At 65.0% G+C, this 20093-nt stretch carries 16 protein-coding genes and 1 pseudogene; 10 read left to right on the forward strand and 7 right to left on the reverse strand.

The features are described 5' to 3' along the window. Positions 1 to 156: 156 nt before the first annotated feature. Positions 157 to 918 (reverse strand): S1 family peptidase, encoded by a 762-nt coding sequence (locus tag J6525_RS06700; protein WP_225643023.1) that lies wholly within the window; start codon positions 916 to 918, stop codon positions 157 to 159. Positions 919 to 1052: 134 nt separating this feature from the next. Between J6525_RS06700 and J6525_RS06705 the strand changes: the two genes are divergently transcribed. From J6525_RS06705 to J6525_RS06720, 4 genes are all read left to right on the forward strand, one after another. Next, complete coding sequence (locus J6525_RS06705) at positions 1053 to 1685, forward strand: HAD-IA family hydrolase (RefSeq protein WP_225643025.1); 633 nt, start codon at positions 1053 to 1055, stop codon at positions 1683 to 1685. 166 nt (positions 1686 to 1851) lie between these two features. After that, positions 1852 to 2169: a hypothetical protein gene (locus tag J6525_RS06710; protein ID WP_225643027.1), complete on the forward strand. Its 318-nt coding sequence runs from the start codon at positions 1852 to 1854 to the stop codon at positions 2167 to 2169. A gap of 299 nt (positions 2170 to 2468) precedes the next feature. Next, positions 2469 to 3416 carry an AAA family ATPase gene (locus J6525_RS06715; protein WP_225643029.1) on the forward strand — a complete coding sequence of 316 codons (948 nt, stop codon included), beginning with the start codon at positions 2469 to 2471 and terminating at the stop codon, positions 3414 to 3416. A 6-nt stretch (positions 3417 to 3422) separates the two neighbouring features. Continuing rightward, positions 3423 to 4799, forward strand: coding sequence for a vWA domain-containing protein (locus J6525_RS06720; RefSeq protein ID WP_225643031.1), 1377 nt, complete (start codon positions 3423 to 3425; stop codon positions 4797 to 4799). A 14-nt stretch (positions 4800 to 4813) separates the two neighbouring features. On the opposite strand, the gene J6525_RS06725 is transcribed toward J6525_RS06720, so the two are convergent. Further along, positions 4814 to 5341 carry a hypothetical protein gene (locus J6525_RS06725; protein ID WP_225643034.1) on the reverse strand — a complete coding sequence of 176 codons (528 nt, stop codon included), beginning with the start codon at positions 5339 to 5341 and terminating at the stop codon, positions 4814 to 4816. A gap of 107 nt (positions 5342 to 5448) precedes the next feature. Between J6525_RS06725 and J6525_RS06730 the strand changes: the two genes are divergently transcribed. After that, positions 5449 to 5727 carry a hypothetical protein gene (locus J6525_RS06730; protein WP_225643036.1) on the forward strand — a complete coding sequence of 93 codons (279 nt, stop codon included), beginning with the start codon at positions 5449 to 5451 and terminating at the stop codon, positions 5725 to 5727. Between the two features lie 64 nt (positions 5728 to 5791). Next, entirely contained in the window at positions 5792 to 7012 is a 1221-nt protein-coding gene (locus tag J6525_RS06735; protein WP_225643038.1) for a T6SS phospholipase effector Tle1-like catalytic domain-containing protein, read from the forward strand. 395 nt (positions 7013 to 7407) lie between these two features. On the opposite strand, the pseudogene J6525_RS06740 reads toward J6525_RS06735, so the two are convergent. From J6525_RS06740 to J6525_RS06750, 3 genes and pseudogenes are all read right to left on the reverse strand, one after another. Continuing rightward, positions 7408 to 9631: pseudogene (locus tag J6525_RS06740) on the reverse strand (xanthine dehydrogenase family protein molybdopterin-binding subunit). Beyond that, on the reverse strand, positions 9628 to 10119 hold the full coding sequence (locus J6525_RS06745) for a (2Fe-2S)-binding protein (protein ID WP_076834854.1): 492 nt from the start codon (positions 10117 to 10119) through the stop codon (positions 9628 to 9630). The pseudogene J6525_RS06740 and the gene J6525_RS06745 overlap by 4 nt, the downstream one beginning before the upstream one ends. Next, entirely contained in the window at positions 10116 to 11459 is a 1344-nt protein-coding gene (locus J6525_RS06750) for a cytochrome c (protein ID WP_225643040.1), read from the reverse strand. Before J6525_RS06750 ends, J6525_RS06745 begins: the two co-directional genes overlap by 4 nt. Positions 11460 to 11590: 131 nt before the next feature. On the opposite strand from J6525_RS06750, the gene recQ reads away from it, so the two are divergent. Beyond that, a complete protein-coding gene (recQ, locus tag J6525_RS06755) occupies positions 11591 to 13459 on the forward strand; it encodes a DNA helicase RecQ (RefSeq protein ID WP_225643042.1) in 1869 nt (622 codons plus the stop codon). A gap of 67 nt (positions 13460 to 13526) precedes the next feature. Here recQ and J6525_RS06760 read toward each other — a convergent pair whose 3' ends face one another. Next, positions 13527 to 14474, reverse strand: a complete 948-nt coding sequence (locus tag J6525_RS06760; RefSeq protein ID WP_057021184.1) for a DUF1186 domain-containing protein — start codon at positions 14472 to 14474, stop codon at positions 13527 to 13529. 211 nt (positions 14475 to 14685) lie between these two features. Here J6525_RS06760 and J6525_RS06765 point away from each other — a divergent pair, with 211 nt between their 5' ends. Both J6525_RS06765 and J6525_RS06770 read left to right on the forward strand, forming a co-directional pair. After that, the gene (locus J6525_RS06765) at positions 14686 to 16434 is read left to right on the forward strand and encodes a flavin-containing monooxygenase (protein ID WP_225643044.1); all 1749 of its coding nucleotides are present in this window, start codon (positions 14686 to 14688) and stop codon (positions 16432 to 16434) included. A gap of 84 nt (positions 16435 to 16518) precedes the next feature. After that, positions 16519 to 17460, forward strand: coding sequence for a metallophosphoesterase (locus J6525_RS06770; protein WP_225643046.1), 942 nt, complete (start codon positions 16519 to 16521; stop codon positions 17458 to 17460). Between the two features lie 159 nt (positions 17461 to 17619). On the opposite strand, the gene J6525_RS06775 is transcribed toward J6525_RS06770, so the two are convergent. Beyond that, positions 17620 to 18885, reverse strand: a complete 1266-nt coding sequence (locus J6525_RS06775; RefSeq protein WP_225643048.1) for a S1C family serine protease — start codon at positions 18883 to 18885, stop codon at positions 17620 to 17622. A gap of 467 nt (positions 18886 to 19352) precedes the next feature. Here J6525_RS06775 and J6525_RS06780 point away from each other — a divergent pair, with 467 nt between their 5' ends. Continuing rightward, positions 19353 to 19664: a hypothetical protein gene (locus J6525_RS06780; RefSeq protein WP_225643050.1), complete on the forward strand. Its 312-nt coding sequence runs from the start codon at positions 19353 to 19355 to the stop codon at positions 19662 to 19664. Positions 19665 to 20093: the final 429 nt, after the last annotated feature.

The raw sequence follows: 20093 nt of genomic DNA on the forward strand, positions 1-20093 counted from the left end.
GGTGCGAGCGGAGCGAGCCTCGAAGGATGCACGGCCCGGCTGGTGGCCGTCGATCCTTCGAGACGCCACTTTCGCGGCTCCTCCAGCGACAAAGGCGAAGCCTTTGCGCGGGGATGACGGAACTTTGAGCCCGTCAGCACTTCGACCGCCACCGCGCTAAAAGCTCGCGCCCCACTGCCGCGCGGTCTGCATCACCCAGTCGCGATAGAGTGTCAGCGGCGTCACGCCGGTGATGCCGCCGCAGCCGGCGGCGCCGTTCGGCCCTGTCGACCAACTCACCACGCCGACGATTGCGGGGCCGCCCTGCTTGTCCTCGAACACCGGCGCGCCGGAATCGCCGGTGCAGGCCCCGAGCCCGTCGCGCACGCCCTGCCCGACCGGATCGACGAGACGGATCTGCAACGTGCCGGGCTTGCCGCTCGCGATCAGGCCGGCGACGCGGGTAGCTCCACCGCTTTTGCCGTCGCCGCGCACGGTGACGCCGACGCCCGCGATGGTGAAGCGGCCGCCGACCTGGATCGGAATGTTTGGCATGCCGAGCGCGGCCGGCGCCTTGCCTGTGGCCGGCGCCGCGAGCTGCAGCAGCGCGACATCGGCGGTCGCGACATGATTGGTCATCGCCTGCATCCGAAAGCCGGGATGGATCGCAACCGTCCTGACGTCCTGCAGCTTCGGCTGCTTGTCCGCGCCATATTCGACGATCTTGTAATCGGCGCCGGGCTGCACGCAATGTGCCGCGGTCAGCACGACCTTCGGCGCGATCAGCGCACCGGTGCAGAAATTGCCGCGCGAGCCGACGATGGTGACGACGGAGCGCGCAACGCCATCCGTCGACGGCGCGCCGCCGCCGACGATGGCGAAAGCCGGAGGGCAGACCAGCGACACGAGAACGGCGAGGATCAGGCGGGATGTCTTCATCGGCGAAGCAATAGCCCGCTCCGCGCGGGTCGCCAAGCGCCGAACGAGCACCGAACAAGCGCCGGATCGGGCTGGTCCCGGTCTGCGATCCGTGTTAGCCGCTCCTCAAGCAACGCATCATTGGGCAGGAAAGCATGATCGAGGCAGTGATCTGGGATTTCGGCGGCGTGTTGACCACCTCGCCGTTCGAGGCATTCGCGCGCTATGAGACCGAGCGGGGCCTGCCGATCGACATCATCCGCCGCACCAATGCCGCCAATCATCTCGAGAACGCCTGGGCCAAGTTCGAGCGCGCCGAGATCGATATCGACGCGTTCGACGCGCTGTTCGCGACGGAATCGAAGGCGCTCGGCGCCGAGGTGCGCGGCAAGGACGTGCTGCCGCTGCTCTCCGGCGACCTGCGCCCCGAGATGGTCGAGGCGCTGAAGCGCATCAAGGCGAAATTCAAGACCGGCTGCATCACCAACAATCTGCCGGCGAACGCGATCGGCAGCCGCAGCGGACGCACGCTCTACGTCGCCGAGGTGATGGCGCTGTTCGATCACGTCATCGAGTCCGCGAAGATCGGCCTGCGCAAGCCCGATCCGCGCATCTACCGGATGATGGTGGAGACGCTGCAGGTGAACCCGAAGAACTGCGTCTATCTCGACGATCTCGGCGTCAATCTGAAGCCGGCGCGCGAGATGGGCATGACCACGATCAAGGTCGCGAATGCTGCGCAGGCGATCGGCGAGCTTGAAGCCGCGACCGGCCTCACGCTGAGGTGAAGCGGGCTCGGCGCCTATTCATGCCGCATTCACGCGGCGGCTTCTAACTGTCGGCCTCCCTTGGGTCACGGCGCGATCGCATCGTGACCCCTTTCCTGGTCTGAGCATGACGTTCCGGAAAACCGACGTCCACTTCTCCGGATCATGCCTCGCGGAGGCACTTCCCATGAAACGTCTTGTCGTCGCCCTTGTCTCGGCTGGTTCGCTGCTGATCTCGACTGCAGCGCTCGCGCAGACAACGCCGGCCCCCGCAACAGCGCCGGCGGCAGCTCCCGCGCAACAGGGCACGTCGACGGCAGCGCCCGTGCCCGGTGCGAAGCGCGCGGCCTGCCAGAGCTCGGCGAGGGCGCTGAAGGGCCAGGACCGGCACGACCAGATGCGGCTCTGCATGGCGCAGGCGCATGTCGACTGCCTGAAGCAGGCGATCGACCAGAAGATCACGGGCCCTCAGCGCAAGGATTTCGTGAAGAGCTGCGCGGGTTGACGGTAGCCGGGCTACGAGATTCTTCTCCTTCCCCCTGAAAGGGGGAAGGTCGGGATGGGGGTCAGCCGCAGACGCCGGCGTTGATGGAGAGAGTAGATCCCCACCCGCTTTGCTCTGGCGACAAAGCGACCTCCCCTTTTCAAGGGGAGGTTCGAACTACACGCTAACAAGCGTAGCCCGTATTGCGCTTGGCGGAATACCCCGGAACCATGCGCTTTGCGGGCCAAACGAGCCTTGTGCTTTGTCCGCAACGGGCGCAGAACAGGTCCGAGTTCAAGGCAAATTCGGAGCTGATCCTCGTGGCTGACACCAGGCCCACCGCCTCGATCGAGGCCGTGGAAAGCGGCCTCGCCGCGCAAGGCTATATTGCGAGCCGGCAGATCGCGACCGCGGTCTATCTGTCGCAGCAGATCGAGAAGCCGATCCTGGTCGAGGGCCCTGCCGGCGTCGGCAAGACCGAGCTGGCGAAGGCGATCGCCGCATGGCGCGGCATGAAGATGATCCGCCTGCAATGCTATGAGGGCCTCGACGAGGCCAAGGCGCTGTATGAGTGGAAGTACGCCAAGCAGCTGCTGTACACCCAGATCCTGAAGGACAAGCTCGGCGAGGTGCTCGGCGGCGCGCAGTCGCTGGCGGCTGCGCTCGACCAGCTCCACACCTTCGGCGACGTGTTCTTCTCCAAGGAATTCGTCGAGCCGCGGCCGCTGTTGCAGGCGCTGGAGCAGCCGGCCGGCTGCGTGCTGCTGATCGACGAGATCGACAAGTCGGATGCCGAATTCGAATCGCTGCTGCTGGAAATCCTCTCGGACTTCCAGGTGACGATTCCCGAGCTCGGCACCGTCTCCGCGGTGGCGCCGCCGACCGTGATCCTGACCTCGAACAGCGAGCGCGATCTTGGCGATGCCTTGAAGCGGCGCTGCCTGCATCTGCACATCGGCTTCCCCGAGCAGAAGCTGGAGGAGCGCATCGTCGAGAGCCGGGTGCCCGGCATCTCGCAGACCCTGCGCAAGCAGATGGTCGGTTTCATCCACGAGATCCGCTCGCTCGACCTGAAGAAGCTGCCCTCGGTCAGCGAGGCGATCGACTGGGCGCGCGTGCTGGTGCTGCTGCAGGCCAGCGAGCTCGACCACGAGATCGTCAAGGACACGCTCAACGTGCTGCTGAAATACGAGGCCGATATCGAGGCCGCGACGCCGCAGATTTCGACCTTCATCGCCAAGGCGTCGCGCCAGGGCGTGTTCAGCTAGACCAAGATGCGCGAGAACCTGCATCGCTTCTTTCGTGCGGCGCGGGGGGCCGGGGTCCGGGTCTCGCCCGCCGAAAGCATCGATGCGATGCGGGCGGTCGCCCAGGTCGGCTTTGCCGATCGCGACATCCTGCGCGACACCTTCCTGCTGACGCTGGCCAAGACCCAGGACGAGAAGCGCGCGCTCGGCGAATGCTTCGACCTGTTCTTCAGCCAGCCCGAGCCGCAGCAGGAGAGCGTCGAGCAGGACAAGACCGACGATGGCAGCGAATCCGGCGCCAACCCGTCGGCCGACGAGCATGGCGATGCGTCGGGCGGCGCCGCCAGCGAGAATGTCGGGCCGCTGGCGCAGATGCTGCTGTCGCAAGATCGCTCCGCGATTTCGAGCGCGATCGCCAATGCCTCCGGCGCCGCCTCGCTGCCAGACATCCGCTACTTCACCCAGCGCGGCATCTTCCAGACCCGCATCCTCGATGCGATGGGGATCCAGCGCCTGCGCGACGACATCGACGAGCAGACCACGCGCAATCCCGCGCTCGCCGAACGGCTGCAGGAGGCGCTCAACGGCCTGCGCGGCACCGTTCGCGATGCGGTCTCGCAAGCCCTGCTGCTGTATGGGCGCGAGGAAGCGGAGAATTTGCGCAACGAGATCCTGCGCAACGCGCCGCTGGCACGGATCGAGCCGCGGCAGGTCGAGCAGATGCGCACGCTGATCCGCCAGATCGCGCGCCGGCTGCGCGAGCGCTATTCCAAGCCGCGCAAGCGCCAGCGCCGCGGCCATCTCGACGTCCGCCGTACGCTGCGCCGCAACGCGGCCTGGGGCGGCGTCCCCTTCCTCACCGCCTGGAAGCGCAAGCATCGCGACCGCCCGAAGATCGTCGCGCTATGCGACGTCTCGGGCTCGGTCGCCCGCGTCTCGGACTTCTTCCTGCTCCTGATCCACAGCCTGCACGAGGTGGTGGACGACGTCCGCTCATTCGCCTTCTCGGGCCACCTGATCGAGGTCAGCGACATCCTGGAATCGAACTCGCCGGAAGAGGCGATGAAGGAGATCATGTCCAAGGTCGGCTTCGGCTCGTCCGACTATGGCAATTCCTTCGCCGATTTCGAGGACAATTGGATGAGCGCGATCACGCCGCAGACCACGGTGATCGTGCTCGGCGACGCCCGCAGCAACAACCTCGATCCGCGCGCCGACATCCTGCGCCGTATCGGCGAGCGCTCCAAACGGCTGGTCTGGCTCAACCCCGAGGGCCGCATGGTCTGGGGCTTCGGCGATTCCGAGATGCCGCGCTACGCGACCTTCTGCAGCGTGGTGCGGCAATGCGCGACCGCGCGGCAGCTCGAGCGCGCCGTGTCGGATATCGTCGCGACGTATCAATAGGCCGCCGGCCGCGCTTAGATGGCAAGCGACTCGCCGTGGAACAGCCACCCGACGAACGCAGCCAATGTCAGCGCGATCGAGGCGAAGATGCCGACCAGCTTGATCGTCGTGATCGCCTTCAGGATCGAGACCGACCGCGCCGCCGCATGCGGGTCGCCGTGCAGCAGCAGCCATGCCAGGAGACAATCCTCGATCAGGTCGCTGAGCAGGTACACAGCCGGCACGACCAGACCGAGCCAGGCCGCGGACGGATAGATCCGGCTGAGCCAGTGCGACGACGCCGCGCCCATCGCGCCCGCCAACGCCAGCATGACGATGAGATCGAACGGAAACAGGATCGGAAAGACATACTTCATCCGCAGATCTGACTGCACCAGCTCGCCAAGCTGGTCGCCGGTGTAGCTCAGCGTCTTCTCCGGAAAGCGGGTGCGGAACCTGCTTGCGAACACGCGATCGGAATAGCTGCCGACCCACCAGAACAGTCCGAACGCCGCCACCACAAGTCCTAGGAGAATGGCCGTCACGAGAGCTTGAGGGCTCATGCCGACCTGTTCCTGTTGTTGCTGAGGAAGCTGCGGCAGGCAGCCGGAAAGATGATCGCGTGCACCGCGGAGTCCCTGAAAGGGAGAAAATGCCGACGCATATAGCAATGATCGACGAGCAGATTTCCATCTTTTCCGAAGTGTTGCAATTGAATTCTGGGAGCGCCGTTGGCGGCCGACTCAACGCATCGCAAACGGAATTGGATCTCTCGTGGCCGGGCATCCGCGAGCTGAAGCGACGTCGTCCTTGGCGCAGCTTTGCCGGCCGTGGCGAGATTCAATTCGAGAGCCAACGGCAGGCAGCGTCGACGCGCATCGCGCTTCGGCTACCCGGCACCACCGGCGGTCACGCCGCCGCCACAGAACCGTCTTCAATTGGAGATTGAATTTTCACCACGTTCTGCCGTACATAGAGGCCGCGAATTTTCACGGCGGCCGCGAGGGCAACGGATGCCGAAGGATATTGTGATTTGTTGCGACGGCACCGGCAACGAGATCGGTGACAATATTTCCAACGTGCTGAAGCTGTTCCGCGTCGCCGACAAGAATGACCGGCAGCGGATCTATTATCATCCCGGCCTCGGCACCATCGGCCTGCAAAACGCCTGGGGCCGCTTCAAGCAGCAGATGCGCGGCCTGTTCGGGCTGGCCTTCGGCGCCGGTCTCGACCAGGACACGCTCGGCGCCTACCTGTTCCTGTGCCGAACGTGGGAGCCCGGTGACCGGGTCTGGATGTTCGGCTTCAGCCGCGGTGCCTACACGGTGCGCGTGCTCGCGGCCTTCGTCCATGTGATGGGCCTGCTGCCCGTCGACCAGCTCGACCTCGCGAGCTACGCCTTCGGCACCTACAAAAAAGCCAGCTCCGACGCCCAGAAATCCGACGGCACGTTCGACTATGCTCCGTTGAAGGAAGCCTGGCATTTCAGCCAGATTGCCGGCGGCCGCAACATCGCCATCGAGTTCGTCGGGGTCTGGGACACCGTGGCCTCGATCATCGTGCCGCGACAGGACAATTTCCTGTTCGACCTACAGACGCTGCTGTTCACCCGCACCAATTCCAGCGTCAAACGGTTCCGCCAGGCGATCTCGATCGACGAGCGCAGGCGCATGTTCCGACTCAATCGCTGGATCGAGCCGCAGAAATTTCGCTCGGATCCGTTCGATCCGGCGACGGAGGTGGAGCAGGACATCCGCCAGGTCTGGTTTGCCGGCGTGCACTCCGACGTCGGCGGCGGCTATCCGGAAGACCAGAGCGGACCGTCAAAGTTTCCGCTGATCTGGATGCTCGAGCAGGCCAAGGCGGCCGGACTGCACATGGATCGGGCGCTGATCGATCATCTCGCCTGGGGGATGCCGTTGCCGCCGCACAAGCACGACTATGTGCCGCCGAGCGCAACCGCCCCGCTGCACAATTCGCTGACCGCCGCCTGGGAAATCCTGGAATGGATTCCGAAGCGCGACAAATGGAAGGAATGGCCGGAGCGGAAATCCTTCTTCGGCTTCTATCTGCCGATGGGCGAGCCCCGTCCGATTCCGGATGGCACAACCATCCACGCCTCGGTGCTGGAGCGCATGGAGAAGGATCCGGCTTACAAGCCGATCAATATGCCGAAGACCTACAACGTCGAGCCAATGACGCCGCCCCCGGCGCCACCCGCGCCGACGGCCTGACGGCTTGAAGGCCTCAAAGCATGATTTAACCGCGAAGGCGACCTGCTCCCTCTCCCGCTTGCGGGCAGGGCAATCACATATGGAATGAACCGATTCTTCCTCGCCGTCATGGCCGGGCTTGTCCCGGCCATCCACGTCTTTTCTTCGCGTGGAAACGTAGACGTGGATGCCCGGGACAAGCCCGGGCATGACGAGTTTGTGGGAACTCCGATCGCCTCAAACGGTCATATGCGATTGCCCTACGCTTGCGGGGGAGGGCTGGGGTGGGGGTCTCTCAGCGAGTCACATTGTGGAAAGAGCCCCCACCCGTATCGCATCTTCGATGCGATACGACCTCCCCCGCAAGCGGGAGAGGTGCAGCGAGTTTGCGGTTAGATCAATCCAATCACTTCATTTCAGGCGTCGATCGCGTCCTTGATCCGCTTGCGGCTGAGCGGCAGCTCGCGCAGCCGCTTGCCGGTTGCATGCGCGATGGCATTGGCGAGCGAGGCGGCGGCCGGGCCCTGCCCGGTCTCGCCGCTGCCGAGGAACGGCTGGCCGGGGCGGTTGATGATGTGGACGGCGATACTGTCGGGCACCGCATTGAAGCGCAGGATCGGGTAGGTCTGCCAGTCGATGCTGGTGATCCTCGTCTCATCGAAGGTGACACTTTCATAGAGCGTCCAGCTCGTCGACTGCACGATCGCGCCCTCGATCTGGTTGGTGATGCCGTCCGGATTGACGACCTGGCCGGCGTCGACGGCGGCGACCGCGCGCACCAGCCGGGCCCGCCCGGTTTCTCGATCGACCTCGACCTCGGACGCGATGGCGCAATAGGCGGCGAGATTCTTGTAGCGCGCGAACGCGAAGCCGTAGCCGCGATTTCGGGGCGGCTGCTGCCCGCGCGTCCAGCCGAACTCCCCCGCGGCCTTCTCGACCACCGCGCGGCCGCGCTGGTCGTCGAGATGCCTGAGGCGAAACTCGACCGGATCGGCGCCGGCGAGACCGGCCAGTTCATCCATGAAGCTCTCGGTCGAGAACACGTTGTGATAGGCGCCGAGCGCGCGCATCGCGGAGATCCGCACCGGCATCGCGGGGATGAAGTGATGGATCACATGCGCGTTCGAAAAATTGTAGATCGGGATCGCGTTGCGATCGCCGCCGCCTTCCGGCAGCGGCAACGGCTTTGGTGCGGGCACCGCGAATGATCGCGCCATGTGCTGGGCCGCAAGCAGCGCGCCGGCGCCGCCCGGCCGCATCGAATGGGTGTTGCTCCACACCGCAAAATTCCAGTCGGCGATCTTGCCGTCGGTCGTCAGCGACGCGCTCAATTTCGTCACCATCGCCGGGCCATAGGGCTCCCAGCCATGCTCCTGCTCGCGCATCCACTGCACCCGGATTGAGCGCCCTGGCAGCGCCCGGGCGATCAGCGCAGCGTCGGCCGCGGCATCGTCGGCGCCGTTGTGGCCGTAGCAGCCGGAGCCTTCGATATGGATCAGGCGGATGCTGGCGGGCGTCATGCCGAGCATCTCGGCGATTGCCTGCCGGTCGGGATAGACGCCCTGCGTGTGCGTCCACACCGTCAGCGCGCCATCGACGAATTGCGCGACCGCGCAGGACGGCCCGATCGAGCCGTGCGACTGGTAAGGCCGCGTGTAGGTCGCTTCGAGCGACCGCGCGCCGCGCACCGTGGGATCGCTACGCTGGAAGATCGCGAAATCCTGCGACGGCAACGCAGTCAGCACGTTGGCCAGATCGTGCTGGTTCGGCAGCTTCGCGCTCTCCCGCCACTTCGCCGCGGCGGCCAGCGCGTGCATGGCCTTGACCGCCGAAAATTCCTTGTCCGCCACCACGGCCAGGAAGTTGCCATCGCGCACGATTTGAATAATGCCGGGCATTTTCTCGATCGCGGCCGTGTCGCATTCCACGAGCTGCGCGCCGTAGCTCGGCGGGCGCACCACGCGCGCATTGCACCATACCGGGAAGCCGCATGTCCTGCACATAGGCCGCGCCGCCCGTGACCTTGGCCGGAATATCGACGCGCGGCACCGGCTGGCCCATCACCTTGAAGCTCGCCGGATCCTTCAGGCTCGATGTCGGTTGCGCCTGGACGTGCAACATGTCCGCGGCGACAAGCTCGCCATAGCCCAGACGCCGGCCATCGGGAGCGATGACGGCCGCATTCTCGGTTCGCAAGCCGTCGGGTGGCAAGTCGAAGCGCCTTGCTGCCTCCGAAACCAGCAGCGCGCGCGCCTGCGCCGCGGCATGCAGGATCGCCGTGCCGCTGTCCTGCATCGAATGACTGCCCGATGTGTAGCCCTCATTCGCCGTGAGCTTGGTGTCGGCGGTGATGACCTTCAGCGCATCGAAGGGAATATCGAGTTGCTCGGCCGCGATCTGCTGGAACGCGGTGCGGAATCCCTGGCCGAGTTCGGCCTTGCCCGTAAAGGCCGTGACCTGGCCGTTGGCATCGATACGGATCCAGGAATCCAGATTGGGCGATTTGGCCAGGCTGCCCGGCAACGCCGGGCTCTGTGGCTTCTGCTCCTGTGCGATCGCGTCGCGCAGCGAGAAGCTGACGATCAGCGCGCCGGCGCCGGCCAGCACGCTGCGGCGATCGAGAACCACCGGCGCGGTCATCGGACGCTCCTGTCGCTTGCGGCGTCGGCCGTATCCATCAACCTGGCAGCGCGGTGCACCGCGCGCAGGATGCGCATATGGGTGCCGCAGCGGCAGAGATTGGGCTCCAGCTCGGCGCGGATCTGCGCATCCGATGGCTTCGGGTTGCGCATCAGCAGCGCCTGCGCGCGCATCATCATCCCGGCGATGCAGTAGCCGCACTGCGCCGCCTGCTCCTCCATGAAGGCGCGCTGGATCGGCGCCGGCGCGGCCACGGTGCCGAGCCCTTCGAGCGTCGTCACCTGCTTGCCCTCGACCAGGACCAGCGGCGTGACGCAGGACAGCACCGCCTTGCCGTCGACGATCACCGTGCAGGAGCCACATTGCCCCAGCCCGCAGCCGAACTTGGCGGCATTGAGCGCCAGATCATTGCGCAACACATAGAGCAGCGGCGTATCCGGCTCCGCATCGACCTGATGATCCCTGCCATTGACCTTCAATGTCATCATGGCTTGCCTCGCTGTCTGGATTCCGCCGGCGTGTCGCGCGCCGCAAGCGACGTCGCCTGCACCGCCCGCGCATCGCGCACCGCCTTGTCGAGATTGGCCCACGCCGGCCGCTTGCCGAACCGCTCGCGCAGATAGGCCGTGAGCGCGACCATCTGCGCATCATCGATGCTGCTGGCGAAGCCCGGCATGATCGGGCTGCGCTCGCCTTCGACGGCGCCAACGCCCGACAGCACGATATTGAGGAGGTTGCGCGGGTCGGGGCTTGCGATCGCCGTGCTGAGCGCGAGATTCACGCCGCCGTAGGGCAGCGCGCGGTTGCCCTCATGGCAGGAGGCACACGCCGCGGCATAGATCGCTGCGCCGGCCGCATGGGTCTGTGCCGCATCATCGGAAGACGATTGTGCGACGACGTCGGCCGGCCGTTTGCGATCCGGCGCCGGCGCGCCCGAGATATCGGCCATGTACACGGAGATGGCCCGCACGTCGCTGTCGGGCACCGTCGCCAGATTGCCGACCACTTCGGCCATCGGCCCGCGCGCGGTGCCATGATCGGCCTGCCAGCCGTGGCGCAAATAGGCGTAGAGCGCGTCGGCGGTCCAGCGCACCGGGGCGTGCGAGGTGTCGTTCAGCGCGTAGGCGTGCCAATTGTCGACCTCGCCGCCCGCGAACTGCGCATTGACACGCTCGGCGCCGAGCGCGTTGCGCGGCGTGTGGCAGGCGCCGCAATGCGCGAGCCCCTCCACCAGATAGGCGCCGCGGTTCCATTCCGCGCCCTTCGCCGAGTCCTGAGGGGCATCGCCGCTGCGCAGATACAGCAGCTTCCACCCTGCAATCAGCGGTCGATAGTTCAACGGAAACGAAAGCTGATTCGCCGGCGGCGACGCGTGGACCGGCTGTCGCGTCATCAGGAACGCATAGAGTGCCCGGTCGTCCGCATCCGAGACGTTGGTGAAATGGTCATAGGGAAAGGTCGGATAGAGATGCTGGCCATCGCGCGCCACGCCCGAGCGCATCGCGCGGACGAACGCCTCTTCCGGCCAGCGCCCGATGCCGGTTTCGGCATCCGGCGTGATGTTGGATGAGAAGACGATGCCGAACGGCGTTGGAACCGGGAGCCCGCCGGCATAATTCGCGCCGCCCTGCACGGTATGGCAGGTGTTGCAATTGCCGATCGCGGCGAGTTCGCGGCCGCGTTTGACCACATCGGGGTCGAAGGTATCAGCCCGCGGCGGCGCAATGGCGGCAATCTGCGGCCGCCAGGCGACGGCAAAGGCCGCCGCCGCGCCCGCGACCAGCACGATCGCGGCAATGCCTGTGATGATCCGCAGCTGACCAGTCATGCTGAATTGAGTTTGTTGTTGGGACGTGTATTAACACCTTTCGTTCCGGTATCGTTCGGCCAGAAGACCTCGATCACCGCCTGTTGACCTCAAGGAATCCTGAAAATCCCAAAGGGATCGCGCAAGGGATCATGACCGCCCAGCCCGCCCTCGATCGCGCATCCGCCCCGTCTCGCGATGCGCTGTCCGTGCTCAGTTCCGTGTTCGGCCTGTCGGGCTTCCGCGGCGCGCAGGAAAAGATCATTCGCCGCGTCACCGATGGCGGTAATTGCCTGGTGCTGATGCCGACCGGCGGCGGCAAGTCGCTGTGCTATCAGCTGCCGTCGCTGCTGCGCGACGGCTGCGGCATCGTGGTGTCGCCTTTGATTGCGCTGATGCGCGACCAGGTCGCGGGCCTCACTGAAGCCGGCGTCAACGCCGCGGTGCTGAACTCGACGCTGTCCTATGAGGAAGCCTCCGAGGTCGAGCGGCGGCTGCTCGCGGGCGATCTCGACCTACTTTATGTGGCGCCGGAGCGGCTGCTGACGCCGCGCTGCCTCAGTTTGCTCGGCCAGGCGCAGATCGCGCTGTTTGCGATCGATGAGGCGCATTGCGTCTCGCAATGGGGCCATGATTTCCGCCCGGAATATATCGGCCTGTCCGCACTCGCCGAGCGCTTCCCCAAGGTGCCGCGCATCGCGCTGACCGCGACTGCGGACGCGCTGACGCGAAGGGAGATCGCCGAGCGGCTGCAGCTTACCGACGCGCCGCAATTCGTCGCGAGCTTCGACCGGCCCAATATCCGCTACGAGATCGTCGACAAGCAGAATGCGACCACGCAGCTGAAGAACTTCATCAAGGAGCGGCATGCCGGCGACGCCGGCGTGGTCTATTGCCTGTCCCGCGCCAAGGTCGAGGACGTCGCGGCGGCGCTCAGCGAGGCCGGCATTCCGGCGCTGCCCTATCATGCCGGGCTCGATGCCGGCGTGCGCGCCCGGCACCAGGACCGCTTCCTCAACGAGGACGGCCTCGTGATCGTCGCCACGATCGCCTTCGGCATGGGGATCGACAAGCCCGATGTGCGCTTCGTCGCGCATCTCGATCTGCCGAAGAGCATCGAAGCCTACTACCAGGAGACCGGGCGTGCCGGCCGCGACGGCAAGCCGTCGGCGGCATGGATGGCCTACGGCCTGTCCGACATCGTGCAGCAGCGCCGCATGATCGATGAATCGACCGGCTCCGACGCCTTCAAGCGCGTCTCGGTCGGCAAGCTCGACGCACTGGTTGCGCTGGCTGAAACGGTGCATTGCCGCCGGCAGCGCCTGCTCGGCTATTTCGGCGAGACCCGTGCGGAGGAAAGCTGCGGCAATTGCGACAACTGCCTGACGCCGCCGCGCGTCCGCGACGGCAAGGTGCTCGCACAAAAGCTGCTGTCCTGCGCCTACCGCACCGGGCAGCGTTTCGGCGCCATGCACCTGATCGACGTGCTGGTGGGGCGGCTGACCGAACGGGTCAAGCAGTTCAACCACGACCAGCTGTCGGTGTTCGGCATAGGACGCGAGCTCAACGAGAAGCAATGGCGCGCGGTGCTGCGCCAGTTGGTGGCGATGGGCCATCTGCGTGCCGACAGCGACGCCTTCGGCGCGCTTGTTCTGACCGACAGCGCCCGCGGCGTGCTGAAGGGCGAGACCGCGGTGATGCTGCGCGAGCAGCCGGAAGGCGCGCGCAACCGCGCGGTCCGCGGCAAGTCGCGCCGCGGCGAGCTCGTGCCCGCGGCCGACAGCCCGGGTGGCGTCGCAAATCCCGCCCTGCACGCGGCGTTGCGCGCCTGGCGCTCGGACGTCGCGCGCCAGCGCGGCGTGCCGGCCTATGTCGTGCTGCACGATTCCACCATCGACGGCATCGCCGCGATGCGGCCGGACACGCTCAGCGAGCTGCGCAACATCGCAGGGATCGGCGACAAGAAGCTCGAGCATTACGGCGACGAGCTGATCCGCATCGTGAAGACGACAGGAGCGTGACCGGTCCTCTCTACGCCGAAGCGACGACAGTCGCTTTGGCCGGCGCTGAGACCGAGGGAGCCGCAGCTCAACGCTGGTCAGCGAGACAGCATTTCTTGTATTTCTTGCCGCTGCCGCACGGGCATGGGTCGTTGCGCCCGACATGGCGCAAGGGATTCCTCACGGGTTCGGTGTGGCTCCACAATGTATCGAGATCGTCCCCAAAGGGGGCATCCAGATCGTCGAAGGTCTCGTTGTAGCCGTAGTCGGTCCCTTCCATTTCCTGGACCGCATCCTTGATATAGCCGAGGCCAACTTCCTCGAATCGTGCGATTTCCTCGGGTCGCTGCTCGGCATCGACGAGCATCTCGTCGAACTCGCGGCGTTCTGTCATCCAATCGGGTATACGCCCGTCATCGAAAGCGCGATACGCCAAGGGCGCCAGCTCGCGCAGCCCCAGGAGGGCAATTGCCTGCTGCCACGCGTACCAGGCATGGTTCTCGTCATCCGCCAGGTTTTGCTCGTGGAATGCTTTGAGCAGGCGCTGCATGCGCTCCCGCCCGATCATCCCATTCCATGTGAGGAAGGTGGCCGCGCCGAGAACCTGCTCGCGCGCAAATTGATCGACGGACTGATCCACGACCAGACTCAACAAGGCGTCGACATCCCCGTCAAAGACACCCGCGACAATGCGCGCCATGCTTTCGGTCAGGCAGTCACCCAACAGGTCATCAAGTTCGCTTTCGGGTCTGCGCAGCAGTCGCAGCAGGTCGCGGCAAACATCCGTGTCACGAGCTCCACCGAGGATGTAGACACCTCGGAACAGCAGCCTGGCCTCATCGTCGGACAGTTCCTCGCCGTTCCCTGCCCGGGCGACGATGGCGCGCAGCGCGGGGGCCGCTTCTTCCATTCTGATCAGGCACATTCCGACTGCGGCCGCAGGCAATTGTTTCTCGGTCGCGACGGCCTCAAGATAGTCTTCGATCGGCCCCAAATCGCCCCGCTCGAAGATAGCTTCTACTTCTTCCTTCTTCATGGGACCTCGATCTTTGCGGGCAGATGAACGGTCACGACAGAACAACTACCCGATCACCGCTTATCCTCATCCTCTCCCAGAGACAGCATAGGAGCTATTCGCTGGACGGCAATACGCTTGCTTGCGGGCCGCGCCGCCCTCGCCCTAATCTTTGCCTACCGCGTCCAACGAGGCGCGGACGAGACATAACGATATAGGGAAGAGGCGGCCCATGGCTCAGGAGAGCACCGCGCGCAAGACTGTGCGCCCTGCCGAGACCGGAACGTTCGATGCCGTGGTGATCGGCGCCGGGTTCGCCGGCATGTACATGCTGCATCGGCTGCGCGGACTCGGCTTCACCGCGCGGGTCTATGAAGCCGGCGGCGGGGTCGGCGGCACCTGGTACTGGAATCGCTATCCCGGCGCGCGCTGCGACGTCGAGAGCCTGCAATATTCCTTCTCGTTCTCCGAGGAACTCGATCAGGACTGGAGCTGGTCGGAGAAATATTCTCCGCAGCCTGAAATTCTCGCCTACGCCAATCACGTCGCCGATCGCTTCGACCTGCGCAGCCAGATCGTGTTCGACACCCGCGTCACCGCGGCGACCTTCGACGAACAGGCAGGCACATGGCTTATCGAGACCGACCGCGGCGACAGGGTTACCGCAAAATTCTGCATCATGGCGGTCGGCTGCCTGTCGGCGCCGAACCGGCCGGCTTTCCCGGGCATGGCGGATTTCCGCGGGCCGATCTATCACACCGGCGAATGGCCGCATGAGGGTGTCGACTTCAGCGGCCTGCGCGTCGGCGTGATCGGCACCGGCTCATCGGCAATCCAGTCGATCCCGATCATCGCGCAGCAGGCCTCCGAGCTCACCGTGTTTCAGCGCACCGCGACCTGGTCGGTGCCGGCGTGGAACGAGCGGCTGTCGGCCGAATATCTCAAGGAAGCGAAGGCGCATTATCCGGAGCTGCGCGCCAAGGCCCGTGCGCGCCCGACCGGCTTCTATTTCCAGTTCAACGCCCAGCCCGCCTTGCAGGCGAGCGAGCGGGAGCGCGAGCAGCAATATGAAGAAGCGTGGCAGCGCGGCGGCCTGCCCTTCCTCGGCGCGTTCGGCGATCTCCTGTTCGAGAAGGCCGCCAACGACACCATCGCCGATTTCGCGCGCGAGAAGATCCGCGGCATCGTCAAGGATCCCGCCACCGCCGAGCTGCTGTGCCCGCGAAACGTGTTCGGCTGCAAGCGGCTCTGCGTCGACACCAATTACTTCGAGACCTACAATCTGCCGCATGTGAAACTGGTCGACGTGTCGACGACGCCGATCGATCGCTTCACGACGGAAGGCATTGTCGTCGACGGCACCGAATACAAGTTCGACGCGATCGTCTCCGCCACCGGCTTTGCCGCCATGACCGGCTCGTTCGACAAGATCGCGATCACCGGCCGCGGCGGGCAGACGCTGGCCGAGAAATGGCGCGCCGGCCCGCGCGCCTATCTCGGTCTTGCCTCCGAGGGCTTTCCGAACCTGTTCATGATCACCGGGCCCGGCAGCCCGTCGGTGCTCGCCAGCATGATCCAGGCGATCGAGCAGCATGTCGACTGGCTGGCGGATTGCATCAGTCATATGCGCGACATCGGCGCCGGCACGATCGAGGCGGTCCGCGACGACGAGGACGCCTGGGTCGCCCATGTCAACGACGTCTCCACGGTCTCGCTGCGCTCGACCTGCAGCTCTTGGTATGTCGGCGCCAACATCCCGGGCCGCCCCCGCGTGTTCATGCCCTATATCGGCGGCTTCCCGATCTATGTGCAGAAGTGCAATGAGGTGATGAACTCGGGTTACGACGGCTTCGTGCTGCAGGGCGGGCGCAACGGCAATGCGCCGCCGCAGGTGCGCTTCACCGAGCGCTGGCAAGTGCCGCTCGACATCGAGGTGATCTCGCCGGCCGCGGTTGCCGCGAAGCGGGTTCCCGTGGTCTGAGGGCCGGCGGTATCCCCGCCGGGATTGCGCATGATAGTGTCGCGCCGGTCCGCGCTTGGCATCGCGGGGAGCGCACGGGGGACGATGGCCGACACGGCATTGCAGGGACTGGTCGAGCGGATCGGCGCGGATCACGTCGTGCGCCGGCTTGGGATCGAGGCCGCGCATGAGAAGCAGGTGTTCGGCCAGGGCACGCTGCTGTTCAATGTCGAGAACTGGAAGCTGGCGCCGCGGATCATCGAGACTGCGCTCAAGGTGACCGGCCTGCACGGCCGCGCGCGGCGCAACGCCGATAGGGTCGAGGTGCGGCGCAATCTGGTGACGTCGGCGCGGCTGCCGGCGGCCTTCGACGGCTTCACCATCCTCCAGCTCAGCGATCTCCATGCCGACATCAGCCAACGCGCGATGCGGCATCTGATGGACATCGTGAGCGATATCGCCTGCGATATCTGCGTTCTCACGGGCGACTACCGCGGCAAGACGTATGGGCCGTTTGAAACAAGCCTCGCGTTGATGCGGGATCTGTGCGCGCGGATCAAGCTGCCGCGCTACGGCATCCTCGGCAATCATGACAGCATCCGCATGACGCCGGCACTGGAGGCGATGGGCATCAGGATGCTGTTCAATGAGCAAGAGCCGATCACGCGCGATGGCGCGACGATCCACCTCGCCGGGATCGACGACGCGCACTTCTACCGTACCGACGACATTGCAAAGGCTGCCGCGGCGATCCCGCGCGATACGTTCTCGATCCTGCTGGCACACACGCCGGAATCCTATCGCGCGGCGGCGGCCGCCGGCTTCGACCTGATGCTGAGCGGCCATACCCATGGCGGCCAGCTCTGCCTGCCCGGCGGCATCGCGATCAAGCTGGAGGCGCGGCTGCCGCGCCGGATGGGCAGCGGCGCCTGGCGGTTCGGTGAACTTGCCGGCTACACCTCGGCCGGCGCCGGCACCAGCCTCGCGCCGGTGCGGCTGAATTGCCCGGCCGAGATCACGGTGCATACGCTGCGGCGGCTCGGTTGAGCTCCGCCCGTACCTGGCAGGCGCCCATTGCCAAAATATCGAAAACAACCCCATGCAAAGGAGCCGGAGGCCGCCCGGACGTCGCAAGGAAAGACGCGTGGCCGGTAGCCAGATGCAGTCGCCCTGCCGTAAGGACGGGAAGAGGGCGTAGCGGAGGTCTCAATTGCCCTTCTTCGCGTTCGCGCTCTGCTCGTTCACCGTGCAGGTGATCAGCAATGTGTAGCCGCGCGCATTCTTGGCAATCTCGGCGGTTTCCTTCTTCATCTCCTCGCGCCACTCGGCGGTCCGGTACGCCACCGCGCTGTTGTCGAGAAAGTCGCGCAGCGCGCCGGTCTTGATCGCGAAATTGATGTTCTCCGGGATGGTCCCCGTCGCCCGCGCCATCCTGACCGCGTCGAGTTTGGCAGCCACCACGCCGACCACCGCGCCGGTGAGGTCGAACAGCGGACCGCCGCTGTTGCCCGGCTGCACGGCGGCGCTGATCTGCAGATGACGGGTATCGTTGAGGATGCCGCTCAGCGAAGAGACAATGCCCGTGGTGACCGTGAAATCGGATGTCAGCAATCCGTGATAGGGATAACCGATCGCCACCACGCCGTTGCCGACCAGGATGGGGTTTTGCCTGAGGCTGACGACATCCTTGAACGGGGTCGGCGCCTGCAGCAACGCGAGATCATTGGTCTCGTCATCGGACACCAGGCGCAGCTTGACCGGCGCCTCGCCGCTCAGGTTGCCCGTGATCTCGCTGCAGCCGCCGACGACATGGTGATTGGTGACGACGTGGCCGCTGCTGCTGACCACAAAGCCGGTCCCCGTCCCCGATCTCGCCTGCTTCGCCGGCGGCGCGCTGGGTGCTGCCGCCTGCTGCGGCGGCGCCGCCGCAGGCTTTGTCGCGACCGCGAACTCGCCGGCATTGGAGACGCCGTTCTTCTTCACCGAGACGACGCAGTTGAGCAGTGCCGGCAGCAGCTGCGCGGTCTGATTGAGGTTGAACTGAAACAATTGTCCCTGCGCGAATGCCGTCATCTGGCGCGCTTTGCGGAACTGGTTGATCAGGCTGGAATTCACTGGCATCTCGACATTGACGAGCTGGGTGCCGAGCGGCATGCCGTAGACGTTGAACGCCGGCTGGCCGTCGAAGGTCAGCGCCAGCGGAAAGGCCTCGCCCGGCGTCAGACGCCAGCTGTCATGGGCAAAGCCGAGCCGCCAGCTGCCATTCTCGGCGATCGACACCATGAAGAAGATGCCGCTTTGATAGGTGGTGCCCGCCGAGCAATGGGTGAAGGCGCCATTCTTGTCGTTGGTGAAAGCACCGCCCTTCCAGTTGCCGACCGTGATCGAGCCGTAGGGACCGCGGGCGCTCGACGGAGTTGCAGACGCAAACAGCCACGCGGCCGCAACGACCGCCCAGATCGCAACTCTCATGACGCGCACTCCCCCAGCCACAACCCATCATAGGAGGCGGCGAAATTCATCCGCAAGTGGTGCGCGGCTTGGTCTTTGGTCCTGCGGCCACGCAAGTCCGCCGCGGATGAGGCGATCGCCACACCCTCAGGTTACAGAACCTATGTTCCTATTATGTTCCTATGTCAACCGAGGTACTGGCCGTATTTAAGCCCCGTGTCCCAAGTTGAATCTTGGAATGTCTTAATTCCGATTAAGCGAACGAAAACCGTAACTTGGCCGATGTTCTCGGCAAGACTACTGAGTCGCACGCCAGATGTTCTGGCTTTTGCAATCCGCCAAGTGTTCCCCCTCCACAGGGCAGAAGTGTTACCGGGGTTCTCCGTGGGTGAACGGAGTTCCAGCCTCCGCTACCGTCCCCCTTAGCATTCCGCATGGAATAAGCCCGCCATCGCAGGGGTTGGAAGCTGAGGGAGGTCGAGCAAGCCATGGAAAGCGAAAGCGCGCCTTCAGGGCCGGGTGAAGCCGCATGGGAAGCGTTGACATTCGATGAGCCGGTCAACGTCGCGCTAGCCATCTGGGCGGCGCTATTGGTGGCCCACGTCATCGCGGCGTCGGTGTATTATTGGCGGGAGCAGCGCAGCCCGGAATGGTTGGCCGCTCTTGCGATTTTGGCATACTTGCCGATCTTGGTGCCGATCGTCTGTCTCGGCCTAATTCTAAAATATCTGATCCGACCGCTGATCGGACAAATAAAACTGTTCCGGCGAAGGTCCGATATCAAAGGCGTCGTTGAGTAAGGCCGCCTCAGTTGGCGGCCTCTCCGTTTATGATCTCGATCCATCGGCGCAAGCTCGATTCAAATCGCTCGCGCACTTCTGCTTCCGAGTTAGCCGTCACGCCAAATGAGAGCGGCGCGTCCCTTCCTGTAGTTGCGATCCATTCTCCGCAAGCTCGCGACTGAGTCTCCGGCACAATCCCCAGCTTGGGGCTGAAACATGGGCAAATGCAGCCCCGGTCGAAGCGCCCTCTAATACGACACCATGACGTCGGAAGAGATGCGAGCGATGGCAGCGCAGTGTGATGATGTGGCCTTGAAGTTACTCGCTCCCGAGCGCGCCATTGTCCGGAACGTCGCAGCCCAATCGCGTATGCTGGCACACCAATCCGAGATGGCGACGTAGAGAGTGGCGATCAATCAGGCCTTCCAGCGAGACTGCTCCCCGTGA

Source organism: Bradyrhizobium australafricanum, assembly GCF_020329495.1.
Lineage (GTDB): Bacteria > Pseudomonadota > Alphaproteobacteria > Rhizobiales > Xanthobacteraceae > Bradyrhizobium > Bradyrhizobium australafricanum.